This is a genomic window from Rhodococcus sp. NS-SX18 (assembly GCF_057367935.1).
The window spans coordinates 4374533-4389375 of record NZ_CM170633.1; the positions used below are offsets into that span (position 1 = coordinate 4374533).

Sequence of the window (14843 nt, forward strand, 5' to 3'; positions counted from 1 at the left end):
TGCAGCGCGGCGATTCGAGCGTCGATCTGGGCTGGTCGAGCGGTCTGAGAGTTGCGGCGTCAGGTGGAGAGAGTCACGGGGGCGAGCTGCAACTGTTCCGGCGTGATGACGGTCAGGAGAATCTGCGTCGGTAGATCATGACCGCTGCGGTGTACGAGGCGACCAGGATGCCGGCGCACCAGGCGAGGGCCACCCACAGGTCACCGGCCACGGGCTGGCCTGTGAGCAGGTCACGGACCGCGTTCACGATCGACGTCACGGGCTGGTTGTCGGCGAATGCCCGCACCGGGCCCGGCATCGACTCGGTGGGCACGAAGGCGGAGCTGACGAACGGCAGGAAGATGAGCGGGTAGGCAAATGCCCCCGCGCCGTCGACGGTGCTCGCCGACAGGCCGGCGATGACCGCGAGCCAGGTCAGCGCCAGCGTGAACAGGGTGAGGATTGCGGCGACCGTGAGCCATTCGAGGATATTTGCCCCGGAACGGAACCCCATGAGGACGGCGAACCCGACGACGAGGGCCAGTGCGGTCAGGTTGGCGACCAGTGAGGTCAGGACGTGTGACCACAACACCGAGGACCGGGAGATCGGCATCGACTGGAATCGTTCCACGATGCCGCCCTGCAGGTCGTTGAACAGTCGCACCGAGGTATATGCGACACCCGAGGCGACGGTGATGAGCAGGATGCCGGGCAGCAGGTAGCTCACATACGCGGCTGTGCCCGTTCCGGCGCCGGTGTCGATGGCGCCGCCGAGGACGAACACGAACAGCAACATGATGGCCACCGGCGTGACCGCGGTCGTGATGATGGTGTCGGGGCTGCGGGTGATGTGGCGCAGGGATCGTCCGGTGAGGGCCGCGGTGTCGGCGACGACATGGGTGGTCATTTCGGTTCCTTTCCATCTGTGGCACTGGGATTTTCGGCGCCGCCACCGACGATGCTGAGGAAGACCTCCTCGAGGGTGGGCTGCTTCTCGACGTATTCCACCTTCGAGGGAGGAAGCAGGCGCTTGAGTTCGGGGAGGGTGCCGTCGACGATGATCCGGCCCTCGTGCAGGATCGCGATCCGGTCGGCGAGCTGCTCGGCCTCCTCCAGGTACTGCGTGGTCAGGAGGACGGTCGTGCCCCTTGCGGTGAGGTCTCGAACGACCTGCCACACCTCCATGCGCGCTTGCGGATCGAGCCCGGTGGTGGGTTCGTCGAGGAACACGATCGGCGGGTTGCCGATGAGGCTCATCGCGATGTCGAGGCGCCGGCGCATGCCTCCCGAGTACGTCGAGACCCTTCGGTCCCCGGCTGCTGCCAGTGAGAAGCGCTCGAGCAGCTGGTCGGCCACCACCTGCGGATCGGGTAGATGACGCAGTTTGGCGATCAGCACGAGGTTCTCCCGGCCGCTGAGAATCTCGTCCACGGCGGCGAACTGGCCGGTGAGGCTGATCGATTCGCGCACGTCGGCGGCGTCGTCGACAACGTCGAAGCCGGCGACGGCGGCGTGCCCGGCGTCCGATTTCAGCAGCGTGGCGAGGATCTTCACGAGCGTGGTCTTGCCGGCGCCGTTCGAGCCGAGCAACGCGAAGATGCTGCCCGCCTCGACCTCGAAGTCGACGCCGCGCAACACGTGCAACTGCTCGTACGACTTCTCGACGCCCTTGACGCTGATGGCGGTGGTCATCGCTGCTCCTTGCGTTCGGCGTCCTCGATCGCCTTGGTGAGGCGAGCACGCTCCTTGTCGATCCACTGCGCGCCGGTGTAGGCCTGCGCGAACGTCTCGGCGAACTCGACGGGGTCTTCGCCGACGATCTCCCGGAGCGGAGTTCCGTCGGCCGCGGCGCGCTCCCACAAGTCGGCGGAGTCGCCGAGCATCGTCACGAGGGTGCCGCCGTCGGTGATGCCACCGTAGTAGGTGAGGTACCGCTGGAAGGCCTTCGCGGTGCTCGAGTAGGGTTCCGGGAGCTTCTCGATCCGGGCCTTGTACCGCTTGAACTGCTTCTTCTGCTCGAGTGATCCGGTGAGGAATTCGATCCATTTGGCGGCCATGATCACTTCTCTCCTTTGTGCAGCTGTTCGATACGTTCTGCGAGAAAGCTCCAGTTCCTCCAGAATTCGCCGAGTTGGTCTCGCCCCCGCGCGTTGAGGGTGTACACCTTGCGCGGCGGGCCCTTCTCGGATGGAACCTTTTCCACATCGACGAGGTCACGCTGCTCGACCCGGACGAGTAGGGCATAGACGGTGCCCTCCGCGATGTCCGTGAAGCCCTGCTCGCGTAGCTGTGCGGTGATCTCGTACCCGTAGGCGGGCCGTGTCGCGAGGATCGCGAGCACGATGCCCTCGAGGACTCCCTTGAGCATCTCGGTCGCCTGCTTGCCCATCACTCTCTCCCAGTACCTGGTGACACTGACTACCGGTACAAAGTAACACTGAGTACCGGTAGGTGGCAACACTTAGTAGTGGGAGAATTCTCGACCCTGCCGGACACGCGGAACCCGCCACTGGGACCGGCCCGAGCTTCTCGCCAGCTGGGCCGCGACGCACCTCCCGGCCCACCCGGCGACCGAACCGTCCAGCTGACCCGGACGGACGGCACCCACGACATTCAGTCGATCCTGCCTTCCCCTCCGGCAGACAAGACCTTCCGCAGCGAGAGGGAAGGATGATCCGGCGACAGCCTCTCCCCGTCGAGCAGCGCGCTCGAGCCCGGTATGGGCCGCAGCACGATCCGGAGGAGTGCAAGCGGGTTGTCGTCCCCGGCGCAGCGGTTGGCACCGAGCGTGCCGCAGGCGCGGCACCGGTGGATGATCACCCATTCCCCCGCCCCACGCACGGTTACCGAGATGGGCTCCATCCGGCCCCCACAGCCGGCGGCCCGGTCGCCGGGCACACGATCGACGTGCCTACTCGACAGGCAGTGCGGGCAGTGGTTGCGGTGCGCGGTTCCGGACGACTGCATCGGCACGTCCAGACCGCATCCGATGCAGCGGAACGATGTTCCGTGCCGTGCGGGTGCGTCGCGATGGGACGGCTTCGGCCGCTGCACCCGATCTGTTCGATTGTTCCTGCGGGACACCGAGCGCTCCTACAGTTGCGCAAGATGCTCGAGCGGAAACGGCGGCTGCGCCAGCGGTCTCACCGCGATGCGGATCAACAGCAGCTGGTTGTCGTCCTCGACCACCGGACACGCGTCGAGGGCAGCGCAGGCACTGCAGCGATGGATGAGCATCCACTCTCCACCCCGGAGCACCGCGATCGAGATCGGTTGCGTGCGTGCTCCGCACGTGGCGTCCGGACCGGGTCGGTGCTTGCCGGCGAGGCAGTTCGGACAGTGCGTCCGCGGCGCACCGGCAGGCGTCGCGGCGGGTACCGTCAGCCCGCACCGGATACATGTGAACGTAGAGAGTCGCGAGATGGATGTGCCACTGTGGGACACTTGGGTTCTCCTCTGTGAGATCAACTGTGCTGCAATGAGTGCCGAGCACTGCCGATCCCGCGAAGACCTCACACCGGACAGGCGATCCGATGGTGGTTGCGGATCACCGGTCCGAGCGCTTCACGAGATCGTGAAGGGGCTCGGCGGCTGTCCGGGGCATAGTTCACCACTTCCATCCGAGTTCGACCGGCTCTCCGCCGGATGCAGCAGACGGTATTCACCACGAGGTGAACGCGCAATCGAATTACTGCGTGCGCTCGCGGGCTCGTTCCGCGTCCGCCTGGCGGACGAGTCCGTGCGAGCGAACCGAGGGACGGTGGCTCGATACCGGACGACGGCCGGCGCAGTTCACCGGCTGCCGTGTCGCGCCAGCACCTCACGCACCGGATCGCCGGGGCCGATGTCGTAGGTGCACTGGTCGCCGCGCGGGTCGGGTACGAACGCCCACAGCAGCGCACCGGCGGCACCGGCTTCGCGGTAGCCGGTCAGGGCCTCGTCCACGCGCTGGGCACGCTCGGTGAGCGACAGGCAACTGCCGGCTTCGATGCCGAGTTCGGCCACCAGGATCGGCTTGGTCACCTGGCCGAGGCGCACCGGCAGCCACGCCGCGTCGTCGTAGTCGTGGTACTGCAGCACGTCGAGGTAGGGCGACTGCGCGAGTTGCGCGTAGCCGTCCCCGGCGCTGCCGCACTGGTCCCCGCCGATCAGACCGAGGGTGATCGGGTGCCGCGGATCTGTCTCGCGCACGATGCGGCCGACCGCGTCGGTCCACGACCGCAGCAGCTGCGCCGAATCGGCCGGGCACGAACGTCGCGGCAGGCTGCACGCCTCGTCGCCGCACACGCCCGGCTCGGGTTCGCCCAGCAGATCCCACGCGGCGAGCGCCGGGGAGACCCGCCAGCGGTCCACGGCCAGCCGCACCCAGTCCGCGAAGCTCACCGCGAAGGGTGCCCGGCGCTCGGTCCAGCCGTGCTCGTACCAGGCGCGATCCTTGTACAGCTCGTTGCCGCACGCGCCGTCCTGCGGGGACAGCACCGGCATCACGAGCTGCCCGTTTCGTTCCGCCGCGGCGAACACGGCGTCGATCGCGGAGAAGTCCAACGTCCCCGTCACCCGGTTCAGGGCGAGCGCCTGGAAGGCGTTGAACCGGGTCAGCGACGTCGGGGGCAGGGACGAGAAGTACGCATCCAGGTCCACCTGCGCGCCGCAGCCGCCGTTGACGTCCCAGTCGGAGGCGAGCTGGTACGCGTTGAGTCCGGCCGGCCACCACGGTTTTCCGTCCAAGGTCAGGTCACGGTGGTCGACGGCGACGCGCGCCGGTGGTGGCGGCTCCGGCGCCTCGGGTGGCGGTGGTGGCGCGCATGCGGTCGCCGCGATCAGACAGGCGACGACCACGGCTGCGCGCATGCGCGAACGGTAGCCTCTTGCCGGCCCGGCAGGAAGACCGTCCGCTCTGTCGACGGCAGGTGAAGACCGGTTCGGGTCCACTTGCCGCGCGAGCCCTCCGCCGGTGGTCGAAACAGAGCTCTGCAACCCGGCACTCGCCACGCACGAAGTCGAACTCCATAAGTAGCATTAGTGCTACCATCGGGTATGGAGAGTTTGGGGTTGAAGGAACTGCGCCAGCACGCCAGCGACTACGTCAAGCGTGCCGAAGCGGGAGAGACGATGCTGATCACAGTCGCCGGCCGCCCGAGTGCGATCCTCGGCCCGGCCGGCCGGAAGACGTGGTGTGCCTTCGACGAGGTCGCCGGCATCTTTCGAACCGACACCGATCCGACGTGGGAGGCCGACCGCAACCTGATCGACGACCCGATCGCGGACCCGTGGGCCCCGCAGTGAGGACGGTACTCGATACGAGCATCCTGATCGCGAGGGATGTTCCGCCCATTGACGGCGAGGTCGCGATCAGCGCCGTGAGTCTGGCGGAACTGCACTTCGGAGTCTTGGTCGCGACCACCGCGCAGCAGCGAGCTCAGCGGTTGCAGCGCCTGGTCGCCGTGGAGCGCGCGTTCGAGCCACTCCCTGTCGACGCCAGTGTCGCTCGAAGTTACGGACAGCTTGCCGCGGCCGTGCACGCGTACGGTCGCAAACCTCGGCCTCGAGCACTCGATCTGATGGTTGCCGCCACCGCGCATGCGAACAACGCCCGACTCGTCACCCGCAACGCGGACGATCTCCGCGGCATCGAACACCTACTGGAGGTCGACACCATCTGAAGGACAACCTGCGATCGCTGCAGGCTCCGATCACCGGGACTCGCTCAGTTCAGGAAGCTCCTCAGGCATGCCGGCGTGCTGCAGCGACGAGGACGAGACCGACACCGGCGTCGGGGGATTGCGGAGTTCGAGTCGACAGCGCGACCGATGCGGCAACATGTCGATCATGTGTTCCGATGTGGCGGCGAACCTGCTCGACACCGTGCCGGGCCGCATGCTCGTCCAGTGGTATCTGCGCGCCCACCGCACTGCCGATCCGCAGCCGTCCGTCACCGAGTTCGTCGAGGCGGACTCGCTCGAGGACTTCGTCGAGGACACGCTGCTGATCATCGGCGAATACCTCTACGGCAACGGCGCCAACGAGATCCTGGATCTGCCCGTCACCTCCCCCGCCGTCCGTGAGATGAGCGAGGCGATCTGCGCAGCCCTACGTGCGCCGAGCCGCGACACGCTGATCAGCCCGCAGGTGCATCAGGGCGCCGTCACCGAACTGAGCGTGCCGCGCGTGCGCAACCGCGCGCGGCCCGGGGCGCTGCCCGAGGGCGCGTTCTGGACCGCGACGCCCCTCGACGACGGGACATCCGACACGTGGGGTGCCAGCGGCGAGAACCTGCGCAGCGCGACCGACCCCGCCCGCTACACGGTGCACTTCGACCAGGACGTCGCGCGGATCGTCCGGATCGACACCGCCGACGACTGGGCCGAGCTGATCGCCGCGCATCCGCTCGAATACCGCGGGGCGCACGTCCCGGACTGGCCGTCGATCGCGGAGCGGTGGGACGCGGTGCACCTGTCGGCGCTCGGCCTGCTGTGCGCCCATCCACGGCTGTCGGAGGTGCCGTACGACCGGTACGAGGCGGGCGGCTACCGCCACAGCCAGTCCGGACCGTGGCCCGGCGTCGGAGACTGGTCGACGGTGAGCACCGCGTGGCTGCGGATCCCCGAGCGGTTCGAGATCCGCCCCACCACCCCGGTCAGGCGATGAGAACCGGGGTGACGGACTTCGACCGGCAAGGCGACAGCAACTCCCCCGCGACCGCCCGACCAGACCTCGTGGACGTCAACGCAGATCGAGATGCAGCCGTAGCGCTTCCTCGAGCGCTGCGAGTGTTCTGACCCCGAGCTTTCCGACAGGTTCGGTGTCCAGGCGGCGCACGGACACCGAACGTACCTGTTCTGCCTGAGCTTTCGACGCTCTGGCCAGACCTGACTCCTCGGGTTCCACGAGTACCTGGAACGGAAAGACGTGTGAGTGTTGGTGGTCTGTGAGGAACTGAAAAGAACTCGCGGCCGCCGCAGGCCGGCCTCTACGCTCGGCGCGATGACCGAGATCCGCCCTGCCGAACCCACCGACGTCGACCGCGCGACCCGTACCCTGGCGCGCGCCTTCGCGGACTATCCCTTCACTCGCCATACCGTCGACGCCCGAGACCACCTGCGGCGAGTCGAGGAGTTGCAGCGGTTGTACCTGACCGAGATCGGTCTGCGCTGCGGGCGGGTGTGGGTGTCCGACGACGCCACGGCCGTCGCGGTGTGGACCACCCCCGAATCCACCGGAATACCAGAGGCTTTCGCGCACATCGCCGGGCGCGTCGCCGAGCTGTCCGGCGATCGGGCCGCCGCGGCAACGGCCGCGGAGGAGGCGCTGGCTCCGCTGCGGCCGAGCGAGCCGGCGTGGTTCCTCGCGACCGTCGCCGTCGATCCGGACCGGCAGGGCTCGGGCCTCGGTGGCGCGGTCCTCGCCCCCGGCCTTCGGGAAGCCCGCAAGGCGGGGGTACCGGCGTATCTGGAGACGTCGTCGGAGCGGAACGTCGCGTTCTACCGCAGGCTCGGGTTCGACGTCGTCGGCACGGTGGACCTGCCCGGCGACGGGCCGCGCACGTGGACGATGATCCGCAAGTAGTGTCCCGTCACGCGAACCCCGTTCGCCTCGACGCTTCCGTCGGCAACGAGACCAGCTGCGCCTTCTCCGGCTCGGCGGGCACCAGCGGTTGCAGCGGCAACACGGCATCCGGGGCCGTCACCGTCGCCAGGTGCTGCAGCATCACGCCTTCGCGCAGCGCCCACGGACTGACGTCGAGGAGATCGACGTCGAGCGCCCGCATCGCCTCGTCGGCGACGATCGCGCCGGCGGGGATCTGCCGAGCCCGGGCCGGCGAGATGCCGCGCAGCCGCGCCCGCTCGCTTGTCGGCAGCTGCGTCAGCCGTCCCGCCCAGCGATGCACGTCGCTGCGGCGCAGGGTGCGCCGCACGAACGGACCGTGCCGCTGAGGCGCTCCGCCCGTCAATCGGGCCAGCTGCTTGAACGTCTTGGAGGTGCCCACCACCCGCCCGAACTCTCCCTCCCAGCGCAGCCGCTCCGCCGACTCGCTCAGCGTGTCACGCACGAAATGACGCAACGCCCTGACCTGACCCCGGCGCGGCGGATCGGAATGGAGATAGGTGCGGGTGAGCAGACCGGCGCCGAGCGGCAGCGACAGGACGAACTCCGGTTCGGCGTCGCGCCCGAATGCGATCTCCATCGACCCACCACCGATGTCGAGCATCAGGATGCGGCCCGCCGACCACCCGTACCAGCGGTGCACCGCCATGTAGGTCAACCGGGCCTCCTGCAACCCGGACAGGTACTGCGGACGAATCCCGCATTCGGTGTGGATCTGTTCGAGGACCGCATCCCGGTTCGCCGCGTCACGAATCGCCGCCGTGACGAACGGATACAGCTGTTCCACCTCGTACCGGTGTGCCGCCGCGAGCGTGCGGCTCACGGCCTGGCACACCCGTTCGATACCGGCCTCCTCCAGGCAGCCGTCGTCGCCGATCGCCTCCCCCAGCAGCGTGGAGGTCTTGACCGCGTGGATCGGCAGCGGCGGAGCCCCCGGCAACGCCTGCACGATCTGCAGTTGCGCCGAGTTCGAGCCGATGTCCAGGACTCCGAGCCGCATATCTTCGAGTATTCTCCGGTCGCCGCTCCCCCACCACCGCTCCGAACCCGGGGCCGCAGCGTCGTGCCCGTGACGACCGGCCACCGGCGGTGACGGCGTGTCGGTTTCCGATGTCACAACCGTGTCTTCGCGCGAACCGGCGGGGCCGGTGCGAACTGCCTCCGATAGGCCGTGGGGGTGACTGCGAAGGCGGCGCCGAAGTTCTGCCGGAAGGTGACGGCGCTGGTGAAGCCGCACGCGGACGCGACGGCGTCGATGCTCCAGTCGGTCGTCTCCGACTGGCTGTGCCGCGCCCCGTTCTGCGGTGGACGCTGCCGACTAGGCTCGACGCCGTGAGCGTGCGTGCAGGAATCGTCGTGACCGGGACCGAGGTACTGACCGGGAGGATCGCCGACCAGAACGGACCATGGCTGTCCCAACAGCTCCTGACGCTCGGCGTCGACGTCGCCCACATCACGATCTGCGGCGACCGGCCCGCCGACCTGACCGCACAACTACGCTTCCTCGCCGACCAGGGCGTCGACCTCGTCGTCACCAGCGGTGGGCTCGGCCCCACCGCCGACGACCTCACCGTCGCTACCATCGCCGAGTTCTGTCGTCGCGAGCTACTACTCGACCCCGAACTCGAAGAACACATCGCGGGCATCATCCGCCGCCACCGCCCGCACACCCCGGACCTCGACGCAGGGCCGACGCGAATCGGGATCCGCAAGCAGGCGCAGGTCCCCACCGATGCCACCGCCCTGCCGCCGACCGGCACAGCACCGGGCGTGGTCATCCCCGCAGTAACCGGTGACCGGCCGGTCCCGACCATCGTCGTCCTCCCCGGGCCGCCCGGTGAGTTGCAGGCGATGTGGCCGAGCGCGATCACCTCACCTGCGGTCGCCGAGGTGCTGACCCGAGCCGACGACCTGCAGCAGGGAACCGTGCGTGCCTACGGACTGCACGAGGCACAACTCGCCGAGACACTGCGCCGGGCCGAAGCAGAGATCGCAGACCTGGATCGACTCGAGATCACCACCTGCCTTCGAGACGGTGAACTCGACATGGTGACCAGATTCGCCTCCGGCGACGCGGACGTCTATCGCCGTCTTCTCGACGTTCTCGCCGAACACCACGGACCCCAGATCTTCTCGACCGATGGCTCCACCATCGACGACCAGCTGATCGACGCCCTCGACGGCCGGTCGATCGCGACTGCGGAGTCGTGCACCGGCGGGCTCGTCGCCGCGCGTCTCACCGCTCGCCCCGGTTCGTCGGCCTACGTCACGGGCGGCGTCGTCTCGTACTCCAACGACGCGAAGTCCGATCTGATCGACGTTCCGGCCGAGATGATCGCCGCGCACGGTGCGGTCAGCGAACAGGTCGCCGCAGCGATGGCCGAGGGCGCCCGACGCCGTCTCGAGGCCGACGTCGCGGTCTCCACCACCGGGATCGCCGGTCCCGACGGTGGCACCGAGACCAAGCCGGTGGGCACAGTCTGCTTCGGCGTCGCGATTGCCGGACGGCCGACATACACGCTCACCCGCCGCTTCCCCGGGGATCGCGAACGGGTCCGAACCCTCACCACCACCGCCGCACTGCATCTGGTTGTCGCACAACTCGAACGACGTTGAACCTGCACCGAACCACCGTTCACTGCGGCCGGGGTGGCAACAGCCGACGCATCGGCATGACCGACAACTGCGACCTCGCGACCGTCGCGGAAGCCGAGTCCCTGCACACCACGCTGATGGTGCTGCTGCAGTCCAACTTCGCCGCGGTCACCACGACCTCCGGGTGGATCGCGGCCGTGCGGTCCGGCGCGGCGCTACCCGAGCACAACCTGGTCGAGTCCGCCCTTCGCGGGAGGTCCGCGGTCACGGCGCATCCCACTCCGAACATCGTCAATTGATAACCGAAAGATAACAGTCGGGTTCGATTGGAGAACCAGTTTGGGAGGATGGGTGTCATGCACTCGCTCCCGCCCTCCCCTATCAGCCGCCATCGAGACCCACTCTGGGTCGATCTCTTCCGTGCGCAGCGGCTCACGGTCAACTGCTCGACCTTGCTGACCGACCTGCCGATTGCCGCCCGCGCGGAGGCCGTCCGCGCCGCGGGCTTCGGTGCGATGGAGATGTGGTGGCCGTTTCCGGGTCCGAATCCGTCCGACGCCGAGGTCGACGGTTTCGTCCGGGCGGTGCGCGATGCCGGCGTGAGGCTGTCGGCGCTGAACTTCACCGGTGGCGCGTTCGAGGCGGGCGAACGCGGGCTGGTGTCCCTGCCCGGACGCGAGAGCGAGTTCCGGGACAGTGTCGACATCGCCGTCGCGATCGGGTCCGCGCTCGGCAGCGCAGGCTTCAATGCGCTCTACGGCTGCCGCGACCACGCGCACCATCCGTCCCGCCAGGACGAGGTCGCCCGCGAGAACCTGCACTACGCCGCTCGTGCGGCTGCATCGATCGGGGCGACGGTGTACGTGGAGCCGTTGAGCGGCGTACCCGCCTATCCGGTACGTCGCATCGACCATGCCCGAGCAGTCGTCGACGCGGTGACCGGTGTGCCGCCGGGCTCGATCGGCGTACTGGCGGACCTGTACCACCTCGCGATGAACGACGACCCGGCCCTGGCCGATCCGACGGGCTGGGCCGGGGCGGTCGCGCACGTGCAGATCGCCGACGTTCCCGGTCGCGGCGCGCCGGGCAGCGGTCGCCTCGACCTGCACACGCCCCTGCGCACGCTGCACACGCAGGGCTATCGCGGATACGTGGGTCTCGAGTACTTCGACACCACGGACGACCCGTTCGGCTGGCTCCGAAAGGAGGTAGATTCATAACGAATTGATAACGTAAGTGGGTTACCGGTAGACCAATATTGGGTGCGCTTCCTACCGTAGGGGGTAATCCTCCTCACAGAGCAGACCCCGCTCCGCGACCAGCACCCCCTGACAAGGACACCCGTATGCCACCCTCCCTCCCCGACACGGAAACGATCGCGTCCCCGCCGCATCCGACCGTCGCGAAGAGCACGATGCGTCGAGCCGTCCTCGCCGGCGTCATCGGCAACTACACCGAGCAGTACGAGTTCGCCGTCTACGCCGCGATGGCCCCGGTCCTGGCCACCGTGTTCTTCCAGACCGACAACCCGACCGTCGGCACGCTCAGCGTCTACGCCGGCCTGGCCCTCGGATTCCTCATCCGCCCGCTCGGCGGCTTCATCTTCGGGCGTCTCGGCGACACGGTCGGCCGCAAGAAGATCCTGTCGCTCACCATCATCCTGATGGGCCTGCTCACGACGCTGATCGGCCTGCTGCCCAGCTACGCGAGCATCGGCATCGCCGCACCCCTGCTGCTGCTGCTCATCCGCCTCGGGCAGGGACTGGCAGCCGGCGGCGAGTACGCCGGTGCCGTGTCCTTCATCGTCGAGTACGGTCCGTCGCACCAACGAGCGCGGTACACCTCGTTCGTCTCCATCTCCGTGTTCGCGGGCCTGCTCACCGGCACCGGACTGACCTTCGCGCTCAGCGAACTCCTCGGCGACGACGCCATGCACGACTGGGCCTGGCGCATCCCGTTCCTGATCGCCCTGCCGATGACCGTCGCCGGCTTCTACATCCGCCGCGCCGTCGAGGAAACCCCCGAGTTCCGCCGCCAGAAGGCCCTCGAAGCCGAACTCGCAGAACAGCATTCGGAAGACGTCCCGGCCACCGGCATCCTCGAGACCCTGCGGACGCAGTGGAAGCCGATCCTGGTGTTCTCCGGCTTCGCGATGACCAACGCCGTGCTCTCCTACAGCTGGACGGCGTACATCCCCGGCTACCTCAAGGACAAGCAGGGCCTGACCCTGGGTCTGTCGACCCTCTCGACGAGCATCGCCCTGCTGGCCATTCTGCCGCTGCTGTACCTGTCCGGCCGCCTGTCCGATCGCATCGGCCGCCGGAAGATGCTCATCGCCGGCACCGTCACCCCGCTGTTCATCGTGCCGTTGTCGTTCACGATCGTCTCGCAGGGCGGATTCGGCAACGCGGTGATCGCCCAGCTGATCTACCTGGTGCCGCTGTTCTTCATCGCCGTGACGACCACGTGCTGCATCGCCGAGATGTTCCCCACCCGCCTGCGCTACACGGCCGGCTCGATCGCCTTCAACCTCGCCTTCTGCATCTTCGCCGGCACCTCCCCGTTCATCGCCTCGGCGCTGGTCGAGCAGACCGGCACGATCATGTCCGTCGCCTGGTACATCTGCGCGATCTCACTGGTTTCGCTCGTCGTCGTCCTCGCGTTCTACCGGGAGACCTACCGCAAGGACCTGGCCGCCGACGACTACAACGACACCCCCGCCGTCGGGCAGCGAGGCGTCTGACCATGCACTTCCCCACCGCACCGTTCACGCTTGTATTCGTTCCCGGAATGCAATGCACCGAGGACACTTTCGCCCCCGTCGTCAACTATCTGCGCGGCCGGTTCGGCGAGCGGGTACCGATGACGATCCGTCCCGTCCGAGCCTATTCGCTCGAGGAGGCCGTCGACGATCTGCTCGGGACCGGCGACCGGATCGTGCCGGTCGGGCATTCCCTGGGCGGCACCGTCGCTCTGGCTGCCGCCCGCCTCGCACCGCACCGGGTACCCGCACTGGCGACGGTGTGCGCCAATCCCCGCGGACCGCGACCCACCCAGCGGGCCGCGTGGAACGATCAGATCTCGCGGGTCGCCCGGGGCGAACTGGCCGGGTGCATCGACGAGGTGCTCCCCCAGCTCGTCGGTGACGCCTCACCGGACCTCGCGGCCCGTGTGCGCGCCATGATGGAGGCCACCGGGGAGCTGCGATACCTGCAGCAGTTGCAGATCCAGCACCAGCGGATCGACGAACGTCCGGCGCTGGCCGACTTCGACGGGCCCGTGCTGGCCGTCGCCGCGGAGAACGACAGACTCATCCCCGTTCCGGTGGCGACGGAGATCGCCGACACAGCCCCGAGGGGCACGTCGACCGTCGTCCCCGGGGCCGGTCACATGCTCCCCCTGGAACAGCCCGCCACCGTCGCCATCGCCCTCGGGTCGTGGGTCGAGCAGCTGCTCGACAGCTACGCCACCGCCCTGCAGTAACCGAGAAGGAAGAAACGTCATGTCCACCCGCCCCATCGTCGTCGACGCCGCCGAGGCCGAACGGCGCACCATTCGGCGCACCGCGCTGGTCTCCTGCAACCAGGCGTTCATCGACTGCCGCACTCCCGGATCCGACAAGAAGGAGAACTACTCCCTCATCGGCAACGGCGTCAGCCAGAATCCCGGGCAGGTCATCAACCTGCAGGAAGACCACGGCTACAACATCGGCGCCGCCGCGATGCCGAACGGTGTGACCAACAACCTGCACATGCACTTCACCGCCGAAGTGTTCCTCAATTTCCGTGGCGACTGGCTCTTCCGGTGGGGCAAGGACGGCACCGGCGGCGAGTACATCTCGCACGAGGGCGACATCGTGTCCATGCCCACGTGGATCTTCCGGGGCTTCACCAACGTCGGGCCCGACGACGGATGGCTGTTCACCGCCCTCGGGCGACCCGACACCGGTGGCATCATCTGGGGTCCTTCCGTGCTGAAGGAGGCCGAAGGCCACGGGCTGTACCTCACCGCCGACAACGAACTGATCGACACCGTCGCCGGCGATCCCCTCCCCGAGGAGGGCGCCCTGATCCGACCCATGCCCGAGGACGTGGTCGACAGCCTGCGCACCTACACCCCCGAGCAGATCCGTGCGCGCGTCACCACCGCCGCCGACCGTGTCTACTCCGAGCATCCCTTCGTCTGCTCGACCCTGCCCGGCGGCCGCGCCGAACTCGCACCGGTGATCGGGTACGGCATGATCGAGGACCGGGACGCCGCACCGCGGGTCACGAATCCCCACTCGTTCAACCTGGCGTGGATGCGGGCGACGGTGGGCGAAGGCATGCTGCGTCACTGGCATGCCGAAACGCAGGTGCTCATCGTCAAATCGGGTCGCTGGCGGATCACGCTCAACGAGCCCGGCGCCGAGACCGTCGTCGAACTCGGACCGTGGGACACCTTCTCGGTTCCGCCCCACGCCTGGCGGATGTTCACCGTGCTCGAGGCCGGCGACGACAGCGACTTCGCCGAAATGGTGGTCGTCAACGGCGGCGACGCCCGCGTGACGCTGCACTGGTCGAAGGACGTGTGGGAGGAAGCCAACCACAAGGGCCTGTCCCGTGACGCAGACGGTTACGTCGCCCCGATGTTCCTGCTCGCCATGACCACGCAGGACGACTGAT

General features: G+C 68.1%; 19 protein-coding genes and 1 pseudogene. 10 read left to right on the forward strand and 10 right to left on the reverse strand.

The features are described 5' to 3' along the window. Positions 1 to 112: 112 nt before the first annotated feature. From AC2IPW_RS19950 to AC2IPW_RS19980, 7 genes are all read right to left on the reverse strand, one after another. Entirely contained in the window at positions 113 to 886 is a 774-nt protein-coding gene (locus AC2IPW_RS19950; protein ID WP_450120199.1) for an ABC transporter permease, read from the reverse strand. Continuing rightward, positions 883 to 1671, reverse strand: a complete 789-nt coding sequence (locus tag AC2IPW_RS19955) for an ABC transporter ATP-binding protein (protein WP_486375477.1) — start codon at positions 1669 to 1671, stop codon at positions 883 to 885. The genes AC2IPW_RS19950 and AC2IPW_RS19955 overlap by 4 nt, the downstream gene beginning before the upstream one ends. After that, entirely contained in the window at positions 1668 to 2036 is a 369-nt protein-coding gene (locus tag AC2IPW_RS19960; protein WP_054371969.1) for a DUF1048 domain-containing protein, read from the reverse strand. The genes AC2IPW_RS19955 and AC2IPW_RS19960 overlap by 4 nt, the downstream gene beginning before the upstream one ends. Before the next feature lie 2 nt (positions 2037 to 2038). Beyond that, entirely contained in the window at positions 2039 to 2368 is a 330-nt protein-coding gene (locus tag AC2IPW_RS19965; protein WP_461877117.1) for a PadR family transcriptional regulator, read from the reverse strand. A 224-nt stretch (positions 2369 to 2592) separates the two neighbouring features. Then, positions 2593 to 3063: an RNHCP domain-containing protein gene (locus AC2IPW_RS19970; protein ID WP_486375478.1), complete on the reverse strand. Its 471-nt coding sequence runs from the start codon at positions 3061 to 3063 to the stop codon at positions 2593 to 2595. 9 nt (positions 3064 to 3072) lie between these two features. Further along, a complete protein-coding gene (locus AC2IPW_RS19975; protein ID WP_486375479.1) occupies positions 3073 to 3495 on the reverse strand; it encodes an RNHCP domain-containing protein in 423 nt (140 codons plus the stop codon). 276 nt (positions 3496 to 3771) lie between these two features. After that, positions 3772 to 4830: a glycoside hydrolase 5 family protein gene (locus AC2IPW_RS19980; RefSeq protein ID WP_486375480.1), complete on the reverse strand. Its 1059-nt coding sequence runs from the start codon at positions 4828 to 4830 to the stop codon at positions 3772 to 3774. Between the two features lie 186 nt (positions 4831 to 5016). Here AC2IPW_RS19980 and AC2IPW_RS19985 point away from each other — a divergent pair, with 186 nt between their 5' ends. The 3 genes from AC2IPW_RS19985 to AC2IPW_RS19995 all read left to right on the forward strand — a co-directional run bounded on the left by AC2IPW_RS19985 (position 5017) and on the right by AC2IPW_RS19995 (position 6627). Continuing rightward, complete coding sequence (locus tag AC2IPW_RS19985) at positions 5017 to 5265, forward strand: type II toxin-antitoxin system Phd/YefM family antitoxin (RefSeq protein WP_486375481.1); 249 nt, start codon at positions 5017 to 5019, stop codon at positions 5263 to 5265. After that, the gene (locus AC2IPW_RS19990) at positions 5262 to 5642 is read left to right on the forward strand and encodes a PIN domain-containing protein (protein ID WP_486375482.1); all 381 of its coding nucleotides are present in this window, start codon (positions 5262 to 5264) and stop codon (positions 5640 to 5642) included. The genes AC2IPW_RS19985 and AC2IPW_RS19990 overlap by 4 nt, the downstream gene beginning before the upstream one ends. A 166-nt stretch (positions 5643 to 5808) precedes the next feature. Next, the gene (locus tag AC2IPW_RS19995; protein ID WP_416061723.1) at positions 5809 to 6627 is read left to right on the forward strand and encodes a hypothetical protein; all 819 of its coding nucleotides are present in this window, start codon (positions 5809 to 5811) and stop codon (positions 6625 to 6627) included. Between the two features lie 75 nt (positions 6628 to 6702). On the opposite strand, the gene AC2IPW_RS20000 is transcribed toward AC2IPW_RS19995, so the two are convergent. Beyond that, positions 6703 to 7056, reverse strand: a complete 354-nt coding sequence (locus AC2IPW_RS20000; RefSeq protein ID WP_486375483.1) for a type II toxin-antitoxin system PemK/MazF family toxin — start codon at positions 7054 to 7056, stop codon at positions 6703 to 6705. Between AC2IPW_RS20000 and AC2IPW_RS20005 the strand changes: the two genes are divergently transcribed. Next, positions 6964 to 7545, forward strand: a complete 582-nt coding sequence (locus AC2IPW_RS20005; protein WP_486375484.1) for a GNAT family N-acetyltransferase — start codon at positions 6964 to 6966, stop codon at positions 7543 to 7545. The two genes, AC2IPW_RS20000 and AC2IPW_RS20005, sit on opposite strands and share 93 nt — an antisense overlap. A gap of 7 nt (positions 7546 to 7552) precedes the next feature. Here the strand turns inward: AC2IPW_RS20005 and AC2IPW_RS20010 are convergent, their stop codons facing one another. Further along, a complete protein-coding gene (locus AC2IPW_RS20010; RefSeq protein WP_486375485.1) occupies positions 7553 to 8584 on the reverse strand; it encodes a Ppx/GppA phosphatase family protein in 1032 nt (343 codons plus the stop codon). A gap of 113 nt (positions 8585 to 8697) precedes the next feature. Beyond that, positions 8698 to 9036 carry an AraC family transcriptional regulator gene (locus AC2IPW_RS20015; RefSeq protein WP_486375486.1) on the reverse strand — a complete coding sequence of 113 codons (339 nt, stop codon included), beginning with the start codon at positions 9034 to 9036 and terminating at the stop codon, positions 8698 to 8700. Here AC2IPW_RS20015 and AC2IPW_RS20020 point away from each other — a divergent pair. The 6 genes and pseudogenes from AC2IPW_RS20020 to AC2IPW_RS20045 all read left to right on the forward strand — a co-directional run bounded on the left by AC2IPW_RS20020 (position 8917) and on the right by AC2IPW_RS20045 (position 14842). Then, positions 8917 to 10200: a competence/damage-inducible protein A gene (locus AC2IPW_RS20020; RefSeq protein ID WP_486375487.1), complete on the forward strand. Its 1284-nt coding sequence runs from the start codon at positions 8917 to 8919 to the stop codon at positions 10198 to 10200. The genes AC2IPW_RS20015 and AC2IPW_RS20020 overlap by 120 nt on opposite strands. A 56-nt stretch (positions 10201 to 10256) precedes the next feature. Beyond that, positions 10257 to 10478, forward strand: a pseudogene (locus AC2IPW_RS20025) (hypothetical protein); the annotation flags it as partial. Positions 10479 to 10535: 57 nt separating this feature from the next. Continuing rightward, entirely contained in the window at positions 10536 to 11399 is an 864-nt protein-coding gene (locus tag AC2IPW_RS20030) for a TIM barrel protein (RefSeq protein WP_486375488.1), read from the forward strand. 125 nt (positions 11400 to 11524) lie between these two features. Further along, on the forward strand, positions 11525 to 12922 hold the full coding sequence (locus AC2IPW_RS20035) for an MFS transporter (protein WP_450120189.1): 1398 nt from the start codon (positions 11525 to 11527) through the stop codon (positions 12920 to 12922). 2 nt (positions 12923 to 12924) lie between these two features. Then, positions 12925 to 13662 carry an alpha/beta fold hydrolase gene (locus tag AC2IPW_RS20040; protein WP_003934560.1) on the forward strand — a complete coding sequence of 246 codons (738 nt, stop codon included), beginning with the start codon at positions 12925 to 12927 and terminating at the stop codon, positions 13660 to 13662. Positions 13663 to 13681: 19 nt separating this feature from the next. Then, complete coding sequence (locus tag AC2IPW_RS20045) at positions 13682 to 14842, forward strand: cupin domain-containing protein (RefSeq protein WP_003934561.1); 1161 nt, start codon at positions 13682 to 13684, stop codon at positions 14840 to 14842. Position 14843: the final 1 nt, after the last annotated feature.

Bases quoted from the DNA above. Each gene is read 5' to 3' on its own strand.
- AC2IPW_RS19950 (WP_450120199.1), bottom strand. From the start codon at position 886: ATGACCACCCATGTCGTCGCCGACACCGCGGCCCTCACCGGACGATCC.
- AC2IPW_RS19955 (WP_486375477.1), bottom strand. From the start codon at position 1,671: ATGACCACCGCCATCAGCGTCAAGGGCGTCGAGAAGTCGTACGAGCAG.
- AC2IPW_RS19960 (WP_054371969.1), bottom strand. From the start codon at position 2,036: ATGGCCGCCAAATGGATCGAATTCCTCACCGGATCACTCGAGCAGAAG.
- AC2IPW_RS19965 (WP_461877117.1), bottom strand. From the start codon at position 2,368: ATGGGCAAGCAGGCGACCGAGATGCTCAAGGGAGTCCTCGAGGGCATC.
- AC2IPW_RS19980 (WP_486375480.1), bottom strand. From the start codon at position 4,830: ATGCGCGCAGCCGTGGTCGTCGCCTGTCTGATCGCGGCGACCGCATGC.
- AC2IPW_RS19985 (WP_486375481.1), top strand. From the start codon at position 5,017: ATGGAGAGTTTGGGGTTGAAGGAACTGCGCCAGCACGCCAGCGACTAC.
- AC2IPW_RS19995 (WP_416061723.1), top strand. From the start codon at position 5,809: ATGTGTTCCGATGTGGCGGCGAACCTGCTCGACACCGTGCCGGGCCGC.
- AC2IPW_RS20005 (WP_486375484.1), top strand. From the start codon at position 6,964: ATGACCGAGATCCGCCCTGCCGAACCCACCGACGTCGACCGCGCGACC.
- AC2IPW_RS20000 (WP_486375483.1), bottom strand. From the start codon at position 7,056: ATGGCGAGTGAAGGGATAGTCCGCGAAGGCGCGCGCCAGGGTACGGGT.
- AC2IPW_RS20010 (WP_486375485.1), bottom strand. From the start codon at position 8,584: ATGCGGCTCGGAGTCCTGGACATCGGCTCGAACTCGGCGCAACTGCAG.
- AC2IPW_RS20030 (WP_486375488.1), top strand. From the start codon at position 10,536: ATGCACTCGCTCCCGCCCTCCCCTATCAGCCGCCATCGAGACCCACTC.
- AC2IPW_RS20035 (WP_450120189.1), top strand. From the start codon at position 11,525: ATGCCACCCTCCCTCCCCGACACGGAAACGATCGCGTCCCCGCCGCAT.
- AC2IPW_RS20040 (WP_003934560.1), top strand. From the start codon at position 12,925: ATGCACTTCCCCACCGCACCGTTCACGCTTGTATTCGTTCCCGGAATG.
- AC2IPW_RS20045 (WP_003934561.1), top strand. From the start codon at position 13,682: ATGTCCACCCGCCCCATCGTCGTCGACGCCGCCGAGGCCGAACGGCGC.